12 protein-coding genes and 1 pseudogene are annotated in these 15414 nt (G+C 67.3%); 3 read left to right on the top strand and 10 right to left on the bottom strand.

Translation table 11 applies throughout. From position 1 onward, the window contains the following. Positions 1 to 35: 35 nt before the first annotated feature. On the bottom strand, positions 36 to 962 hold the full coding sequence (locus ACT6SE_RS02130) for an alpha/beta fold hydrolase (protein ID WP_014645951.1): 927 nt from the start codon (positions 960 to 962) through the stop codon (positions 36 to 38). A 203-nt stretch (positions 963 to 1165) separates the two neighbouring features. On the opposite strand from ACT6SE_RS02130, the gene metF reads away from it, so the two are divergent. Together metF and ACT6SE_RS02120 are read left to right on the top strand one after the other, a co-directional pair. Beyond that, positions 1166 to 1993, top strand: a complete 828-nt coding sequence (gene metF / locus ACT6SE_RS02125; protein WP_014645950.1) for a methylenetetrahydrofolate reductase [NAD(P)H] — start codon at positions 1166 to 1168, stop codon at positions 1991 to 1993. Between the two features lie 40 nt (positions 1994 to 2033). Beyond that, the gene (locus tag ACT6SE_RS02120) at positions 2034 to 2618 is read left to right on the top strand and encodes a DUF4124 domain-containing protein (protein ID WP_046428829.1); all 585 of its coding nucleotides are present in this window, start codon (positions 2034 to 2036) and stop codon (positions 2616 to 2618) included. 103 nt (positions 2619 to 2721) lie between these two features. Here the strand turns inward: ACT6SE_RS02120 and ACT6SE_RS02115 are convergent, their stop codons facing one another. From ACT6SE_RS02115 to ACT6SE_RS02105, 3 genes are all read right to left on the bottom strand, one after another. Then, entirely contained in the window at positions 2722 to 3675 is a 954-nt protein-coding gene (locus ACT6SE_RS02115) for a Nudix family hydrolase (RefSeq protein WP_046428827.1), read from the bottom strand. Positions 3676 to 3777: 102 nt separating this feature from the next. Continuing rightward, on the bottom strand, positions 3778 to 6510 hold the full coding sequence (gene secA, locus ACT6SE_RS02110) for a preprotein translocase subunit SecA (RefSeq protein WP_014645947.1): 2733 nt from the start codon (positions 6508 to 6510) through the stop codon (positions 3778 to 3780). A 287-nt stretch (positions 6511 to 6797) separates the two neighbouring features. Continuing rightward, positions 6798 to 7754 (bottom strand): M23 family metallopeptidase, encoded by a 957-nt coding sequence (locus ACT6SE_RS02105; protein ID WP_014645946.1) that lies wholly within the window; start codon positions 7752 to 7754, stop codon positions 6798 to 6800. A 12-nt stretch (positions 7755 to 7766) separates the two neighbouring features. Here ACT6SE_RS02105 and ACT6SE_RS02100 point away from each other — a divergent pair, with 12 nt between their 5' ends. Then, positions 7767 to 8216, top strand: coding sequence for a DUF721 domain-containing protein (locus ACT6SE_RS02100; RefSeq protein ID WP_032956682.1), 450 nt, complete (start codon positions 7767 to 7769; stop codon positions 8214 to 8216). Between the two features lie 281 nt (positions 8217 to 8497). Here ACT6SE_RS02100 and lpxC read toward each other — a convergent pair whose 3' ends face one another. The 6 genes and pseudogenes from lpxC to murC all read right to left on the bottom strand — a co-directional run bounded on the left by lpxC (position 8498) and on the right by murC (position 15394). Then, a complete protein-coding gene (gene lpxC, locus ACT6SE_RS02095; RefSeq protein ID WP_014645945.1) occupies positions 8498 to 9409 on the bottom strand; it encodes a UDP-3-O-acyl-N-acetylglucosamine deacetylase in 912 nt (303 codons plus the stop codon). A 205-nt stretch (positions 9410 to 9614) separates the two neighbouring features. Beyond that, positions 9615 to 10850 (bottom strand): cell division protein FtsZ, encoded by a 1236-nt coding sequence (gene ftsZ, locus ACT6SE_RS02090; RefSeq protein WP_005415297.1) that lies wholly within the window; start codon positions 10848 to 10850, stop codon positions 9615 to 9617. A 170-nt stretch (positions 10851 to 11020) separates the two neighbouring features. Further along, entirely contained in the window at positions 11021 to 12256 is a 1236-nt protein-coding gene (gene ftsA / locus ACT6SE_RS02085; protein WP_005408083.1) for a cell division protein FtsA, read from the bottom strand. 68 nt (positions 12257 to 12324) lie between these two features. Continuing rightward, a pseudogene (locus ACT6SE_RS02080) lies at positions 12325 to 13002 on the bottom strand (cell division protein FtsQ/DivIB); the annotation flags it as partial. After that, the gene (locus tag ACT6SE_RS02075; protein ID WP_014645943.1) at positions 12999 to 13961 is read right to left on the bottom strand and encodes a D-alanine--D-alanine ligase; all 963 of its coding nucleotides are present in this window, start codon (positions 13959 to 13961) and stop codon (positions 12999 to 13001) included. The gene ACT6SE_RS02075 and the pseudogene ACT6SE_RS02080, both read right to left, overlap by 4 nt. After that, the gene (gene murC / locus ACT6SE_RS02070) at positions 13958 to 15394 is read right to left on the bottom strand and encodes a UDP-N-acetylmuramate--L-alanine ligase (protein ID WP_014645942.1); all 1437 of its coding nucleotides are present in this window, start codon (positions 15392 to 15394) and stop codon (positions 13958 to 13960) included. Before murC ends, ACT6SE_RS02075 begins: the two co-directional genes overlap by 4 nt. Positions 15395 to 15414: the final 20 nt, after the last annotated feature.

Below are 15414 nucleotides of genomic sequence, written 5' to 3'. Positions count from 1 at the left end.
CGGGCTCTCGGCGGTGGCAGGAGGGCGGACAAGGGTCAGGGATGCGCGGCGAGGAATCGCTGCACCTGTTCCTGCAACCAGCGCGGATCATCCCACATCAGGAAGTGGAAACCCTGCGCGCTCATCGCGATCTGCACGCCCTGCAGGTTCGCGTACTGGGCCTGGAACACCGCACGCGTGCCGTCCTCGGTGCCGCCCATCGGCTGGTAGCCGGCCCAGCTGCCGAGCACCAGCGTCGGCGCGGTGATCGAAGCGATGCTGTCGCGCAGGTCGGTGGTCATCACCGCATGCATCGCATCGGCCGTGGTCTGGCGGTCGCTGGCTTCGCCCCAGCGGCCCAGTTCGGCCTGGCGCCGCGGATCGCGGGTCATGCCCGGCAGGCCCGCCTTCAACTGCGCCTGCCATTGCGCGGCATCGGCGGCCAGCATGCCCTTGCGCAGCTGGTCGGCCATCGGCCGCACGCTGTCAGCGGTGGCACTCGGGTCGCGCGCCGCCGGCAGGAACGGCAGGGCATCGACCACCACCAGTGCGCTGATCGCCTTCGGCTCGGCCTGCGCCATCTGCAGGCCCAGCACGCCACCGAGGCTGTGGCCGACCACCACCACCGGCCCCAGGTGCTGGTCATGCAGGTAGGCCAGCAGCTGCCCGCGCATCGCCGGCAGGAAGCCGGCCGGGCGCGGGTCGGCCGCTGCCGCGCCAGCAAAGCCCGGCAACTGCACCAGGTGGCACTGCACGTCCTTCAGGGCCAGGCAGGTCTCGCGCCAGGCCTCGGCGCTGCTGTTGAGGCCGGGGATCATCAGCAGCGGTCGCCCCATGCCGACCACCTCGACCTGTACCTTGCCAGCGGTCGAGCCGGTGGCGGCATGCGCGGAACCGGAGCCGAGCACGGCCATCGCCATGCCGATCATCGCCAGCCGGGCCAGGGCCTTCATCGCGTACCAGAGTGCCAGGAAGATCTTCATCGTGTGCTCCTTCATCAGGTGGGGGGTGCCGGGATGGGAGCAGCGTGCGCCCGGCTACGGCAGCCAGGTTGCGATTCCGGAGCAACGGCCGCAGACCCGGGCAAACGGTCGCCGGCGGCGGACGGTGCCAGTCCATGCAGCCAACTAACATCCATCTTGATGAAGCGATATACTGACCCGCACCCGCCGCTGCCGCCCGTGCCATGACCGCCATCAGCTTCGAGTTCTATCCGCCCAAGACCGACGAACAGCGCAGCCAGCTGGACCGCGCCGCGGCCAGGCTGAAGGACTACGACCCCGAGTACGTGTCCTGTACCTTCGGCGCCGGTGGCTCGACCCTGAGCTATACCTCCGAGACCGTGCGCCACCTCAACCAGCACCACGGCTTCGAGGCTGCACCGCACCTGTCCTGTGTCGGCGGCACCCGCCAGGAAATCCGCGAACTGCTCAAGCTGTACCGCGCCATCGGCTGCCATCGCCTGGTCGCGCTGCGTGGCGACCTGCCCTCCGGCATGGGCTTCCCCGGTGACATGCGCTACGCCGCCGAGCTGATCGACTTCATCCGCGCCGAACACGGCACCGCCTTCCGCATCGAAGTCGGTGCCTATCCGGAGACCCATCCACAGGCCTCCGATGCACTGGCCGACCTGAAGCACTTCAAGGCCAAGATCGATGCCGGCGCCGACGCGGCGATCACCCAGTATTTCTACAACCCGGATGCGTACTTCCACTTCGTCGATGCCGTGCGCCGGCTCGGCGTGCAGGTGCCGATCACGCCCGGCATCATGCCGATCGCCAACTTCAGCCAGCTGCGCCGCTTCTCCGAGCAATGCGGTGCGGAGATCCCGCGCTGGATCAGCCGCAAGATGCAGGCCTATGGCGATGACGCCGAATCGGTGCGGGCGTTCGGTACCGAAGTGGTGGCCAAACTGTGCCAGCGCCTGATCGAGGGCGGCGCGCCGGGCCTGCACTTCTACACCTTGAACCTGGCCAAGCCGACCACGTCGGTGTTGAAGCTGCTGCACGGCTGAAAGCACGCCATGCCACCGCGATCGGCGCTACCCTGCGCCGATGAACCGGTTTTCCTTCCTGCTGTTGCTGCTGTCGTTGTGTTCGGTATCGAGCATTGTCCATGCGCAGTCCCCGCGCTTGAACCGCTGCACCGATGCGCAGGGGCAGAGCGTGTATACCGACCGCCCCTGCGACAGCGTTGGCGCCCGGTCGCGATTGCCACCGCCCGCGCCCACCGGCAGCACCCTGCCACGCGACACCCTGGGTGCGCGCTGCCCACGACGCCTGAGCGAGCTGGTGGAGGCACTGCGCACCGGCATCGTCAGCAACGATGTGAACCGGCTGTCCTCGCTGTACCTGTGGGGTGCGGTCTCCGATGCCGGCGCGCAGCGCATCCTCGGCCAGTTGGAATCCTTGGCACGGCGGCCACTGGTGGACGTGGTGCCGGTGTATCCGCCACAGGGGCTGGCGTCCTCGCAGGAAGAGGGTCAGAGCCCTGCGGCGCAGGAATCCGACCCTGAGCCGCCAGCGCCACGGCATCCGGTCGGCCTGCGCCTGGAGCAGACGCTGCCCGGCAGCGCGTCGCGAGCGTCCACGGTGCTGGGATTGCGGCGGCAATACGGATGCTTCTGGATCACGTTGTGATCGGGAGGGGTCGGATCCCTTCCCAGCGGAAAGGGCTCCGACCCCGGATTGCCGCGATGGGGTCAGAGCCCTGCTGCGCAGGGATCTGACCCTGCATGCCGGCTCACGCCGGCCACAGCCCACGAATCGCAGCGATGCCCTGCCCGCCATGCCGACGCGCTTCGGCGATATGGCCGGCGACCATGCCGCCCAACGCGTAGATCGGCAGCGATACCTGCGCGCGCAGCGCAGCGAAGGCCTCCCAGCCCAGCGGCACCGCCCCGGGATGGCTGGCCGTGGCCTGCACCGGGCCGAGCACCGCGAAGTCGCAGCCCAGCTGCTGCGCCGCCTGCAGCTGCTCCAGGTCGTGGCAGGACGCGGCGACCAGCTGTCCTTCCGGCAAGGGCCGCTCCTGCAGGGCCAGCAACTGCTCGCTGCCCAGGTGCACGCCCACGCCCAGTGTGCGGGCCAACGCGACATCGCGGTTGAGCAGCCACTGCACGCCGCGACGATGCGCGCGCACGGCCTGTTCGATCATCGCCTGCCGTTGCGGATGCTCCGGCGGCAGGCGCAGCTGGATGCGCTGCTGGCCCGCCGCCACTGCCTGCTGCAGCCGTTCATGCCAGTGCTGCACGCCGCCGGCATCTTCGGCCGGCGCCGGCGTGATGAGGTAGCGATCCGGTTGGCGCAGTGCGGCCACCACCGGCAAGTCGGCCGGTGGCATGGAATAGCGGCCCAGCTTGTCCTGCGCCACCCAGGTGATCGCCTGGCCCTCGCGCCCGCGCGGTGTGCCCTTCCAGCTGCGCACGTGGCGCACTTCCAGGGTCAGGTGCTTGTCCGGATAGCGCTGCGGCACATCCATCAGCCAGGGCCCGACATCGGCCTCGATGCCCAGCTCTTCGCGCAGTTCACGCACCAGCGCCTGTTCGGAGGTCTCGCCGGATTCGCGCTTGCCGCCGGGGAACTCCCACAGGCCAGCCATGTCGCGGTTCTCGGTACGGCGGTTGAGCAGCACGCGGCCACGGGCGTCGGTGATGACGGCGGCCACGACATGGATCGATCGGGTGGGAGAAACCATGGGGCCAGCATGCCCAGAACAGGGCGGCCAGCGCAATCACGAATCCGCGCCGGATCGCCCGCGCCAAAGCAGAAGGCCCCGCTTGCGCGGGGCCTTCCGGGGTCAGCTCAGCTGGCCGTGGCAGTGCTTGTACTTCTTGCCACTGCCGCACGGGCACGGATCATTGCGGCCGATCTTCGGCTCGTCGCGCTGCAGCGTGGCCACGCCCTGCTGGGCGGCTTCGACCTGCGCGGCTTCCTCGTCGGCGCTGTAACCGCCGGCATCCTGGTGCTGGAACTGCGACTGGCTCAGGCGCGCCTGCGCCTGCTGGCGCTCGGCCGCTTCCAGCGCCTGCACTTCCTCGTCGCTGCGGATGCGCACGCGGGCCAGCAGGGTCACCACTTCGCGCTTGACGTTCTCCAGCATGTCCGAGAACAGCTCGAAGGCTTCCTTCTTGTATTCCTGCTTCGGCTGCTTCTGCGCGTAACCACGCAGGTAGATGCCCTGGCGCAGGTAATCCATGCGCGCCAGGTGCTCCTTCCAGCTCTGGTCCAGCACGGTCAGCATCACGTGCTTCTCCAGCGCGCGCATGGTTTCTTCGCCCAGGCCGGCTTCCTTCTCGGCGAAGTGCTGGTTGACGCGCTCCTGGACCTTGGTGGCGATGGCCTCGGCGTCCAGCTCTTCGTGTTCCTTGACCAGGTCGGTCAGCGACATCTGCAGGCCGAAGTCCGACTCCAGGGTCGCTTCCAGGCCGCGCAGGTCCCACTGCTCGTCGATCGAGTTCGGCGGCACGAAGCGCGCCACGATGTCGAAGATCACGTCGTCGCGGATGCCATCGACATTCGCCTTCACCGACTCGGCATCCAGCAGCTCGTCGCGCTGGGCGTAGATCACCTTGCGCTGGTCGTTGTTGACGTCGTCGAAGTCCAGCAGGTTCTTGCGGATGTCGAAGTTGTGGGCCTCGACCTTGCGCTGCGCCTTTTCGATCTGGCGGCTGACCAGGCGGTCCTCGATGACGTCGTCTTCCTTCATGCCCATCATGCGCATGGCCTTCTGCACCCAGTCGGAGGCGAAGATGCGCATCAGGTTGTCTTCCAGCGACAGGTAGAAGCGGGACGAACCCGGGTCACCCTGGCGGCCCGAACGGCCGCGCAGCTGGTTGTCGATACGACGCGATTCGTGGCGCTCGGTGCCGACGATGTGCAGGCCGCCCGCCGCCTTCACTGCCTCGTGGCGCTTCTGCCATTCGGCCTTGACCGCTGCCTTCTGCTCGTCGGTCGCGTCCTCGCCCAGGGCGTGGATCTCGGCTTCCAGCGAACCGCCCAGCACGATGTCGGTACCGCGGCCGGCCATGTTGGTGGCGATGGTCACTGCGCCCGGGCGGCCAGCGTTGGCGACGATGGTCGCTTCGCGGTCATGCTGCTTGGCGTTGAGCACTTCGTGCTTCACGCCGGCCTTGCTCAGGTGCTCGGACAGCATTTCCGAGGTTTCGATCGAGGTGGTACCCACCAGCACCGGCTGGCCGCGCTTGGCGCACTCTTCGATGTCGGCCAGCACCGCATTGAACTTGCCCTTGCGGTTGAGGAACACCTGGTCCGGGCTGTCCTTGCGGATGGTCGGGCGGTTGGTCGGGATCACCACCACTTCCAGGCCGTAGATGCTCTGGAATTCGAACGCTTCAGTGTCGGCCGTACCGGTCATGCCGGACAGCTTCTTGTACATGCGGAACAGGTTCTGGAAGGTGATGCTCGCCAGCGTCTGGTTCTCGCGCTGGACCGGCACGCCTTCCTTCGCTTCCACCGCCTGGTGCAGGCCGTCGGACCAGCGGCGGCCGGCCAGGGTACGGCCGGTGAACTCATCGACGATGACCACTTCGCCGTCGCGCACGATGTAGTCCACGTCACGCTGGTAGATCGCGTGCGCGCGCAGGGCGGCGTTGAGGTGGTGGACCACGGTCAGGTTCTGCGCCGCGTACAGGCCTTCGGTCTCGCCGTCGAGGATGCCGGCTTCAACCAGCAGCTGCTCGGCGTGCTCCATGCCCGCTTCGGACAGGTGCACCTGCTTGCCCTTCTCGTCGACCCAGAAATCGCCCTCGCCGTCTTCCGCTTCCTGCTTGACCAGGTGCGGCACGACGCGGTTGACGCGGATGTACAGCTCCGGGGAATCATCGGCCGGACCGGAGATGATCAGCGGGGTACGCGCTTCGTCGATCAGGATGGAGTCGACTTCGTCGACGATGGCGTAGTGCAGGCCGCGCTGGTAACGGTCGGCCTTGGACAGCGCCATGTTGTCGCGCAGGTAGTCGAAGCCGAATTCGTTGTTGGTGCCGTAGGTGATGTCGGCCGCGTAGGCTTCGCGCTTGTCGCTGTGCGGCATGCCCGGGTACACCACGCCCACGCTCAGGCCCAGCCAGTTGTACAGCTTGCCCATCTGCGCGGCGTCGCGGCGGGCCAGGTAGTCGTTCACGGTGACCACGTGCACGCCCTTGCCTTCCAGCGCGTTGAGGTACACCGGCAGGGTCGCCACCAGGGTCTTGCCTTCACCGGTGCGCATTTCTGCGATCTTGCCCAGGTGAAGCACCATGCCGCCGATCAGCTGCACGTCGTAATGGCGCATGCCCAGCACGCGGCGGCCGGCTTCGCGGCAGACCGCGAACGCTTCCGGCAGCACTTTGTCCAGGGCTTCACCGCCGGCGATGCGCTGCTTGAACTCCGGCGTCTTGGCCTGAAGCTGCTCGTCGGAAAGCTTCTCGATCTCCGGCTCCAGCGCATTGATCTTGGCGACGATGCGGTTGAGCTGGCGCAGCTGTCGTTCGTTACGACTGCCAAATACGCGGGTAAGCAGGCTGTTGATCATTGAAGGAACCGGGTTGGATGGACACGACGCCCGGCCTCCCCCTTGGGATCCGTCCGCCGCAAACGAAACAGGGCGCCTGGCGCCCTGTCGATGGCAACACCCATTGTAGCTTGGGACGGGCGGCTGAGGTTTCAAGCGCCAATCCGGTCGCAATCGCCCCGGATTCGGCAAAGAAACACGGATGCGGGGTCGGACCCCTTTCGCCATGGCGAAAGGGCTCTGACCCCAGCCCTCAACCGAATCGGGTCAGAGCCCTTCCGCGGCGCGGAAGGAATCCGACCCGGGCATCAGCCGCGGCTGACGCGGCCGACCGGCGTGTTGCCGCCGTCGCCGAGGAACTTGCGCGGGTTGACCACGTTGCCGTTCTCCCACACCTCGAAGTGCACGTGGGCACCGGTCGAACGGCCGGTGGAACCGGCCTTGGCCACTTCCTGGCCGGCGCGGACCAGGTCACCGGCCTTCACCACCAGGCGCGAATTGTGCGCGTAGCGGGTGACATAGCCGTTACCGTGGTCGACATCGACGACGTTGCCATAGCCGCCCTTCACACCGGCGAAGCTGACCACGCCTTCGGCCACGGCCATCACCGGGTCACCGACCTTGGCGTGGAAGTCCATGCCCTTGTGGGTGGCGGCGCCGCGGCCGAACGGGTCGGCACGGGTGCCGAAGCCGGAGGTCACGTAGCTGTTGCGGATCGGCATGCGCGACGGCACGGCGTTCTGCTGCAGCTGGTGGTCGAACATCAGCGATTCCATCACCGACAACTGGCGGCCTGAAGCAGCGAAGCGCTGCTCCAGCACCTGTAAGTCGGCGTTGACGTCCTTGACCGGGATGTCGCTGGTCGGGCCGCCGGCGTCGCCATCACCGAGGCCGGGGGTCTCGTTGAAGTCGAATTCGCCATCTTCCAGCTTGCCCATCTGGGTCAGCCGTTCGCCGAGGGCGTTCAGGCGGGTGGCCTGCGCCTGCAGCTCGCCGAGGCGGGCGGCCAGCGCGTTGACCTGGGTCTGCGCATCGCGCTTGACCTTGGCCAGCTCCGCATCCTGGCGCTCGACCTTGGCCTGCAGGCGCGAATCATTCAGCGCACTGGCGCCAATGCCGCCGGCAAGGCCGATAATGCAGCCTACCCCGAGCACGCTGCCCAGCAGGGCGCGGGGGCGGTCCTCGAAATAGAACCGCAAACGCGTGATCGGCGACGCCTTGGCCTGTCCTTCACGCGTTTTGATTACGATCTTTTTGAATGCCATCAGTGAGTTTTCATGTCTGAGCCGAAATCCAGCGTTCGCCCCGCGTCAGTGCCGAAACCGGCGCTGGATGCGGTAATGGCGGACAAAAGCGGGAACCCGCTGCGTCGGGCCTTGTGGCTCGACGCGCTGGACCGGCAGTTGCGCCCCCAGTTGCCGCCACCTCTGCGCAGCCGCTGCCGGCTGGCCAATGTGGACGGGGAACACCTCGTTTTTCTCGTCGAGTCCCCGGTCTGGCATGCCAAGTTGCGGCTTGCCGAAGCCCAGTTGCTCGACGCGGCCCGTTCCATCGGGCTGAAGGCCACCAGGGTGACCATCAAGACTGCGTCCACCACTCCCTCACGCTCCCCAGCGATCGACAACCGGAATGGCCCCCACGCAGTTTCAGCCGCCACGCACAAAGGGCTACGCGACGCCTTGGCTTGCCTGCAGGACGTTCCCTCGAAGCCGAAGAAACGGTCCTGATGGCAACGGAGCATCCGGCTCCGCTCCCCGTTGCGCGTGTCACCACGGCGTGAAACATTTCGGGGGCCGGGTCGCATCCTAGCGGCCATCCGGGGGCCTGTCGTTAGATTGAAGTTAAAACTTCGTTAAATTCAGGCTTCCGATCCAACAGGTTCACAAAACCGTGACCTTGAACCGGCCTTGACGCCTTTCAAGCACGCTGAATGCGTCGCAAGCCCCGGAAACAACGACGCCGCCCTGGAAGGCGGCGTTTTTATCTTGAAATTCAACGATCTATGGAATCAGGCGTAGGCCGGGGTGGCATATTCCACCGGATCCGGGCTGGTCGGCGAGTCGAAGCTGACCCATTCCCAGGCGCTGGCGTCGGCCATCAGGGCACGCACCAGCTTGTTGTTGAGCGCGTGGCCGGACTTGAAGCCCTCGTAGGCGCCCAGCACCTGGCCACCGGCCAGGTAGAGGTCGCCAATGGCGTCAAGGATCTTGTGGCGCACGAACTCGTCGGCGTAGCGCAGGCCGTCTTCGTTGAGCACGCGGAACTCGTCCAGCACGATGGCGTTGTCCATCGAACCGCCCAGGCCCAGGTTGCGCTCGCGCATGTATTCCAGGTCGCGCATGAAACCGAAGGTGCGCGCGCGGGAGATTTCCTTGGTGTAGGCCAGCGTCGAGAACTCGATTTCCTGCCGCGACTGCTTGGCCGGGATCATCGGGTGGTCGAACTGGATGGTGAAGCCCAGCTTGTAGCCCTCGTACGGGGTGAAACGGGCCACCTTGTCGCCCTCGGTCACCTCCACGGTCTTGAGCACGCGGATGAAGCGCTTGGGCGCATCCTGTTCGATGATGCCCGCCGACTGCAGCAGGAACACGAACGGGCCGGCCGAACCGTCCATGATCGGCAGCTCGGCCGAGGACAGTTCGACGATGATGTTGTCCACACCCAGGCCGGCCAGCGCCGACATCAGGTGTTCGACGGTCTGGATCTTTGCGTCGTTGCAGGTCAGGCCGGTGCACAGGGTCACTTCGGTGACCAGTTCGGCCTTGGCCGGCACCTCCACCACCGGGTCCAGGTCCACGCGGCGGAACACGATGCCATGGTTGACCGGTGCCGGGCGCAGGGTCATGTAGACCTTGTCACCACTGTGCAGGCCAACGCCGGTGGCGCGGATCGTGTTCTTGAGGGTGCGTTGCTGGATCATGGGGGATGGACCGGAAGTGACACATTAGATTAACACGCGCACTCCCCTACCCCGGCTGAAACGCCAGTTGCAGCCACCGGCAGGATCCACCGGCACGCCGCTGGAAAGCGCGTGAAGCAGGGCGGCCGGGCCCATCCTGGCCCGGCGCCCGCGTTTTCAGGACATGGTGGCGCAACCCGGGGAGGACAACCCCGGGCCGCCCCGCTTAGTCCGCCTGGCGGCGCAGGAACGCCGGGATGTCCAGGTAATCGTTCGGCAGTTCCGCCGCCGCCGGGGCCGAAGCGGCCGGGGCCGAAGGGGCGGAGGCCGCTGCGGTATCGCTGCTGGCGCGACGCAGGCCCAGGCCCATGCCACCCACCGCCTTGGAGACGGCATCGCCGCCGTTGTCGAACTCGCCGAACTCCGGCTGGCCGGTGGTGGCGTTGCGGACCAGCTTGATCGGCGCACGCTCGCCCGGACGCTGGGTCTTGCTGGCCGAGACGCGGTTCAGGCCGGTGGCCACCACGGTCACGCGCACTTCGTCCTGCATGTCCGGATCGAGCACGGTGCCGACCACCACGGTGGCATCTTCGGAAGCGAAGCCATCGATGGTGCGGCCGATCTCGTCGAACTCGGCCATGGTGAAATCGGCGCCGGCGGTGATGTTGACCAGGATGCCGTTGGCACCAGCCAGGTTCACATCGTCCAGCAGCGGGTTCTGGATCGCCGATTCGGCAGCGGCCTGGGCGCGGTCATCGCCACGGGCGGTGCCGGTACCCATCATCGCCAGGCCCATTTCGGACATGACGGTGCGCACGTCGGCGAAGTCGACGTTGATCAGGCCCGGACGCACGATCAGGTCGGCGATGCCCTGCACGGCGCCCTGCAGCACGTCGTTGGCAGCGCGGAAGGCCTGGATCATGGTCGCGTTGCGACCCAGCACGGTGATCAGCTTCTCGTTCGGGATGGTGATCAGCGAGTCGCAGTGCTGGCTCAGTTCCTCGATGCCCTTCAGCGCCACCTGCATGCGGCGACGGCCTTCGAACGGGAACGGCTTGGTGACCACGGCCACGGTCAGGATGCCCATTTCCTTGGCCAGCTGTGCCACCACCGGCGCAGCGCCGGTACCGGTGCCGCCGCCCATGCCGGCGGTGATGAACACCATGTCGGCACCCTGCAGCGCGTCCATGATGCGCTCACGGTCTTCCAGCGCGGCCTGGCGGCCGACTTCCGGGTTCGCGCCTGCGCCCAGGCCCTTGGTCACGTTGGTACCCAGCTGCAGCTGCAGCTTGGCACCACAATTCTTGATGGCCTGCGAGTCGGTGTTGGCAGTGATGAATTCCACGCCATCCACCGCCGAGTTGACCATGTGCGCCACGGCATTGCCGCCGCCGCCGCCCACGCCAACCACCTTGATCACCGCATTGGGTGCCATCTTTTCGATCAGTTCAAAATGCGCCATGTCCGTGTCCTCGTTGTATCCGCTTTGGCTGGCATGGGCATTCGGGCGTCCTGCCGTCCTGCTGCATGCCGACGTTGCGGCTGTGTGGGTTGTGTGTAGCCGGTATTGCGTTGTGATGCGGGTACTGCGGGTGTTGCGCCCGGGCGAGGCCCGGGTTTACGGGTTCCGCGTCAGAACTCGCCGCGGAACCAGGTCTTGAGTTTCTTGAACATGCTTCCGGCGCGCCCGGTGGGCAGCGACGGCCGCCGCGGGTGCTCGATCTGGCTGCCCATCAGCAGCAGGCCCACGCCGGTGGCGTGTACCGGGTTGCCGACCACTTCGCCCAGGCCGGTGACGTGCTGCGGGATACCCACGCGCACCGGCATCTGCAGCATTTCCTCGGCCAGTTCGACCACGCCTTCCATCTTCGACGCGCCACCGGTCAGCACCATGCCGGCGCGCACCAGCTCCTCGAAGCCGGAGCGGCGCAGTTCGGCCTGCACCATCTCGAAGATTTCCTCGTAGCGGCCCTGCACGGCCTGCGCCAGCGAATGGCGCGGCATGCGGCGCGGCGGGCGGTCGCCCACCGACGGCACCTGGATGCTCTCCTCGGCCGTGGCCAGCTGGGCCAGGGCGCAGGCATAGCGCACCTTGATCTGCTCGGCTTCCGGGGTCGGCGTGCGCAGCATGTGCGCGATGTCGTTGGTCACGTGGTCGCCGGCGATCGGCAGCGAGGCGGTGTGGCAGATCGCACCCTGCACGAACACCGCGATGTCGGTGGTGCCGGCGCCCATGTCGACCAGCACCACGCCCAGCTCGCGCTCGTCGGCGGTCAGCACTGCCACGCTGGAGGCCAGCGAGGACAGCACCAGGTCGTCCACCTGCAGGCCGCAGCGCTGCACGCACTTGCTGATGTTGGCCGCGGCCGACTGCGCGCACACCACCAGGTGCGCATGCACTTCCAGGCGCACGCCGGTCATGCCGACCGGGTTGCGGATGCCTTCCTGCGAATCGTCCAGCACGTACTCGCGCGGGATCGCGTGGAGGATCTTCTGGTCGGCCGGGATCGCCACCGCCTTGGCCGCGTCGAGCACGCGATCCAGGTCGCCCCAGGTCACTTCACCGTCGCGGATCGGCACGATGCCCGGCGAGTTCTTGCACTGCACGTGGTTGCCGGAGATCGAGGCGTACACCGAACGGATCTCGCAGCCGGCCATCAGCTCGGCTTCTTCCACCGCGCGCTGGATCGACTGCACGGTCGATTCGATGTCCACCACCACGCCGCGCTTCAGCCCGCGCGATTCGTGCGAGCCGATGCCGATCACTTCGATCGGGTTGCCCGGCGAATACTCGCCCACCAGCGCCACCACCTTGGAGGTGCCGATGTCCAGGCCAACGATCAGCGATTTGTCACCCTTGCGATTCATGTCCTTTCCTGCGTGCTTCTGGCCGGGGTCGCCGGCGTTTTCGCCGGCGTGGCCGGGGTACCCCAGCTCAGCGTGAAACCATTGGTGTAACGGAGGTCGGCGCGCTCGATCGGCGCGTCCTGACGGTTGAGCTGCGGCAGTACCTTGACGAAGCGCTGCATGCGCGAGCGCGCGTCGTCGCGGCCGACCACCACTTCGGTGCCGTTGCTCAGCACCAGCGACCAGCTGCCGCGTGCGTCCATCGTCACCCGGCGCACATCGACGCCGGCCGGTGCGAACAATGCACGCGAGTCGCTGTACAGCTTCATCACTTCCGCGGTCTGGCTGTCCGGGCCATCCAGCTCCGGCAGCGCCAGGTCGGACAGCTTCTTCGGCGTGGGGAACAGCTTGCCCTGCTCGGACACCAGGCGGTCGGTACCCCAGCGGGCGAACGGCTTGTGCTCGACCAGAGTCACTTCCAGCACGTCCGGCCACTGCTTGCGGACCTGCGCGCTTTCCACCCACGGCAGCTTTTCCAGGGCGTCCTGCGCGTCCTGCAGCTTGACCGCGAAGAAGCCGGCGCGCGCATACGGCAGCAGCACCTGCTGCAGCTGTTCGGCCGGCACCCGCTTGAACTCACCATGCACGCGCAGCTTCGCCAGCGGCCAGCGCTCGGCGCCGACCCAGCCATTGACCACGGCCACCACCGGCAGTGCAACCACCGACAGCGCCAACAGCCAGACGAAGATGCGCAGCACCGCGTTCATGCGTGCGAGGCCTCCAGGGTCTGTTCCAGCACGCGCCACACCAGCTCCTCGAAACCGATGCCGGCCTGGCGGGCCGCCTTGGGCACCAGCGAATGGCTGGTCATGCCCGGCGCGGTGTTCACTTCCAGCAGGAAGAAACGGCCGCTGTCGCGATCGCGCATCACGTCCACGCGGCCCCAGCCACGGCACCCGGCGGCACGGAACGCGGCCAGCGCGATGCGCCGGATGTCCTCTTCGTCGCCACCGTCCAGGCCCGGGCACAGGTACTGGGTGTCCTCGGCGATGTACTTGGCGTTGTAGTCGTACCACTGGCCCTTGGGCACGATGCGGATCGACGGCAGTGCGACGTCGCCAAGGATGGCCACGGTCAATTCGTCGCCGACCACCATCTGCTCCATCAGCAGCTGGCCGTCGTAGCGCGCGGCCAGGGCCACCGCTTCATCCAGCCCGGCGTCATCGGTGACCCGGCTGATGCCCACGCTGGAGCCTTCGTTGGCCGGCTTCACCACCACCGGCAGGCCGAGTTCGGCGGCATTGGCGTGCACGTCCTCGGCAGTGACCTTGCGGTACTGCGGGGTCGGCAGGCCCAGCGACAGCCACACCTGCTTGGTGCGGATCTTGTCCATGCTCAGCGCCGAACCCAGCACGTTCGAGCCGGTGTACGGCACGCCGAAGGCGTCCATCAGGCCCTGCACGATGCCGTCCTCACCGCCACCGTTGTGGCCGTGCAGGATGTTGAAGACGCGATCGATGCCACCGGCGGCGAGCGCGCTGGCGAGCGCCGGAATGCCGTCCACCGCGAACGCATCGACGCCACGCGACTGCAGGGCTTCGAGCACGTTGCGGCCCGAATCCAGCGACACCTCGCGTTCGCTGGAACTGCCGCCCAGCAGCACGGCGACGCGGCCGAACTCGGCCGGGTCGGTCACGCGCAGCGGCGGGAAGGTCAGCGTGCTCACGCCTGGCCCTCCCCCTTGAAACCTTCCACCGCGATATGGGTGGCCACGGCACCGATGTCGCCGGCGCCCATCATCAGCAACAGGTCACCGTCCTGCAGCACGTCCGGCAGCACGCTGGCCAGCTCGGCGGCCTTGCCCACCACCACCGGCTCACTGCGGCCACGCGCGCGGATGGCACGGGCCAGCGCGTGCGAGTCGGCGCCGGCAATCGGTTCTTCACCGGCCGGGTAGACCTCGCTCAGCACCAGCGCATCAACGCTCGACAGCACGGCGGCGAACTTGTCGAACTGGTCGCGGGTACGGCTGTAGCGGTGCGGCTGGAAGGCCACCACCAGGCGCTTGTCGGCCCAGCCACCACGAGCGGCGGCGAACACTGCCTCCAGCTCGCTCGGGTGATGGCCATAGTCGTCGATGATGCGGACCTTGGCGCCACTGGCGGTGGTCACCTCGCCCAGATCGTTGAAGCGACGGCCGACACCGGCGAAGCCCTCCAGCGCGCGTGCGATCGCGTCCGGGGCCACGCCCAGCTGCCAGCCCACCGCAGCGGCGGCCAGCGCGTTGAGCACGTTGTGCCTGCCCGGCAGCGCCAGCACCACTTCCTGGCTGGTGCCCTGCGGCAGGCGCAGGGTGAAGCGCATGCGCGACCCTTCCTGCACCACGTTCTCGGCGCGCACGTCGGCCTGCGGGCTCATGCCGTAGCTCATCACGTGGCGCGGGGTCCTGGCGGCCAGCGCGGCGACTTCCGGATCATCGATGCACAGTACCGCCAGGCCGTAGAACGGCAGGCGCTGCAGGAACTCGGCAAACGCCGCCTGCACGCGGGCGAAATCGTTGCCGTAGTTTTCCAGGTGGTCGGCATCGATGTTCGTGATGATCGACATCAGCGGGTTCAGGCGCAGGAAGCTGCCATCGCTTTCATCGGCCTCGGCCACCAGCCACTGCCCGCCACCCAGCTTGGCGTTGGCACCAGCGGCCAGCAGCTGGCCACCGATCACGAACGTCGGGTCCAGGCCACCTTCGCTCAGCACCGCAGCGGTCAGGCTGGTGGTGGTGGTCTTGCCATGGGTGCCGGCCACGGCGATGCCGCGGCGGAAGCGCATCAGCTCGGCCAGCATCGCCGCACGCGGCATGATCGGAATGCGCTGGCTGCGCGCTTCCATCAGCTCCGGGTTGTCTTCGCGGATGGCACTGGAGACCACCACGCAGTCGGTGCCCAGCACGTTGGCCGCGGAGTGGCCGCGCATGATGCGCGCCCCCAGGCTGGCCAGGCGGCGGGTCGCAACGTTATCGGCGTTGTCCGAGCCGGACACTTCATAGCCCAGCGTCAGCATCACTTCGGCGATACCGCTCATGCCGGTGCCGCCGATGCCGACGAAATGCACGCGCGGGAACGCGCGCACCAGGTCGTTGGTGTCGTGCAGGCGGCGGATCATGCGCGGCCTCGCGCAGGGCA

The sequence above is a fragment of the Stenotrophomonas sp. LC732 genome (assembly GCF_052446685.1).
In the GTDB taxonomy this organism is placed as follows: domain Bacteria; phylum Pseudomonadota; class Gammaproteobacteria; order Xanthomonadales; family Xanthomonadaceae; genus Stenotrophomonas; species Stenotrophomonas muris.
Note: the sequence above shows the minus strand (reverse complement) of the source record. Positions and strands in the feature narration are given on the sequence as shown.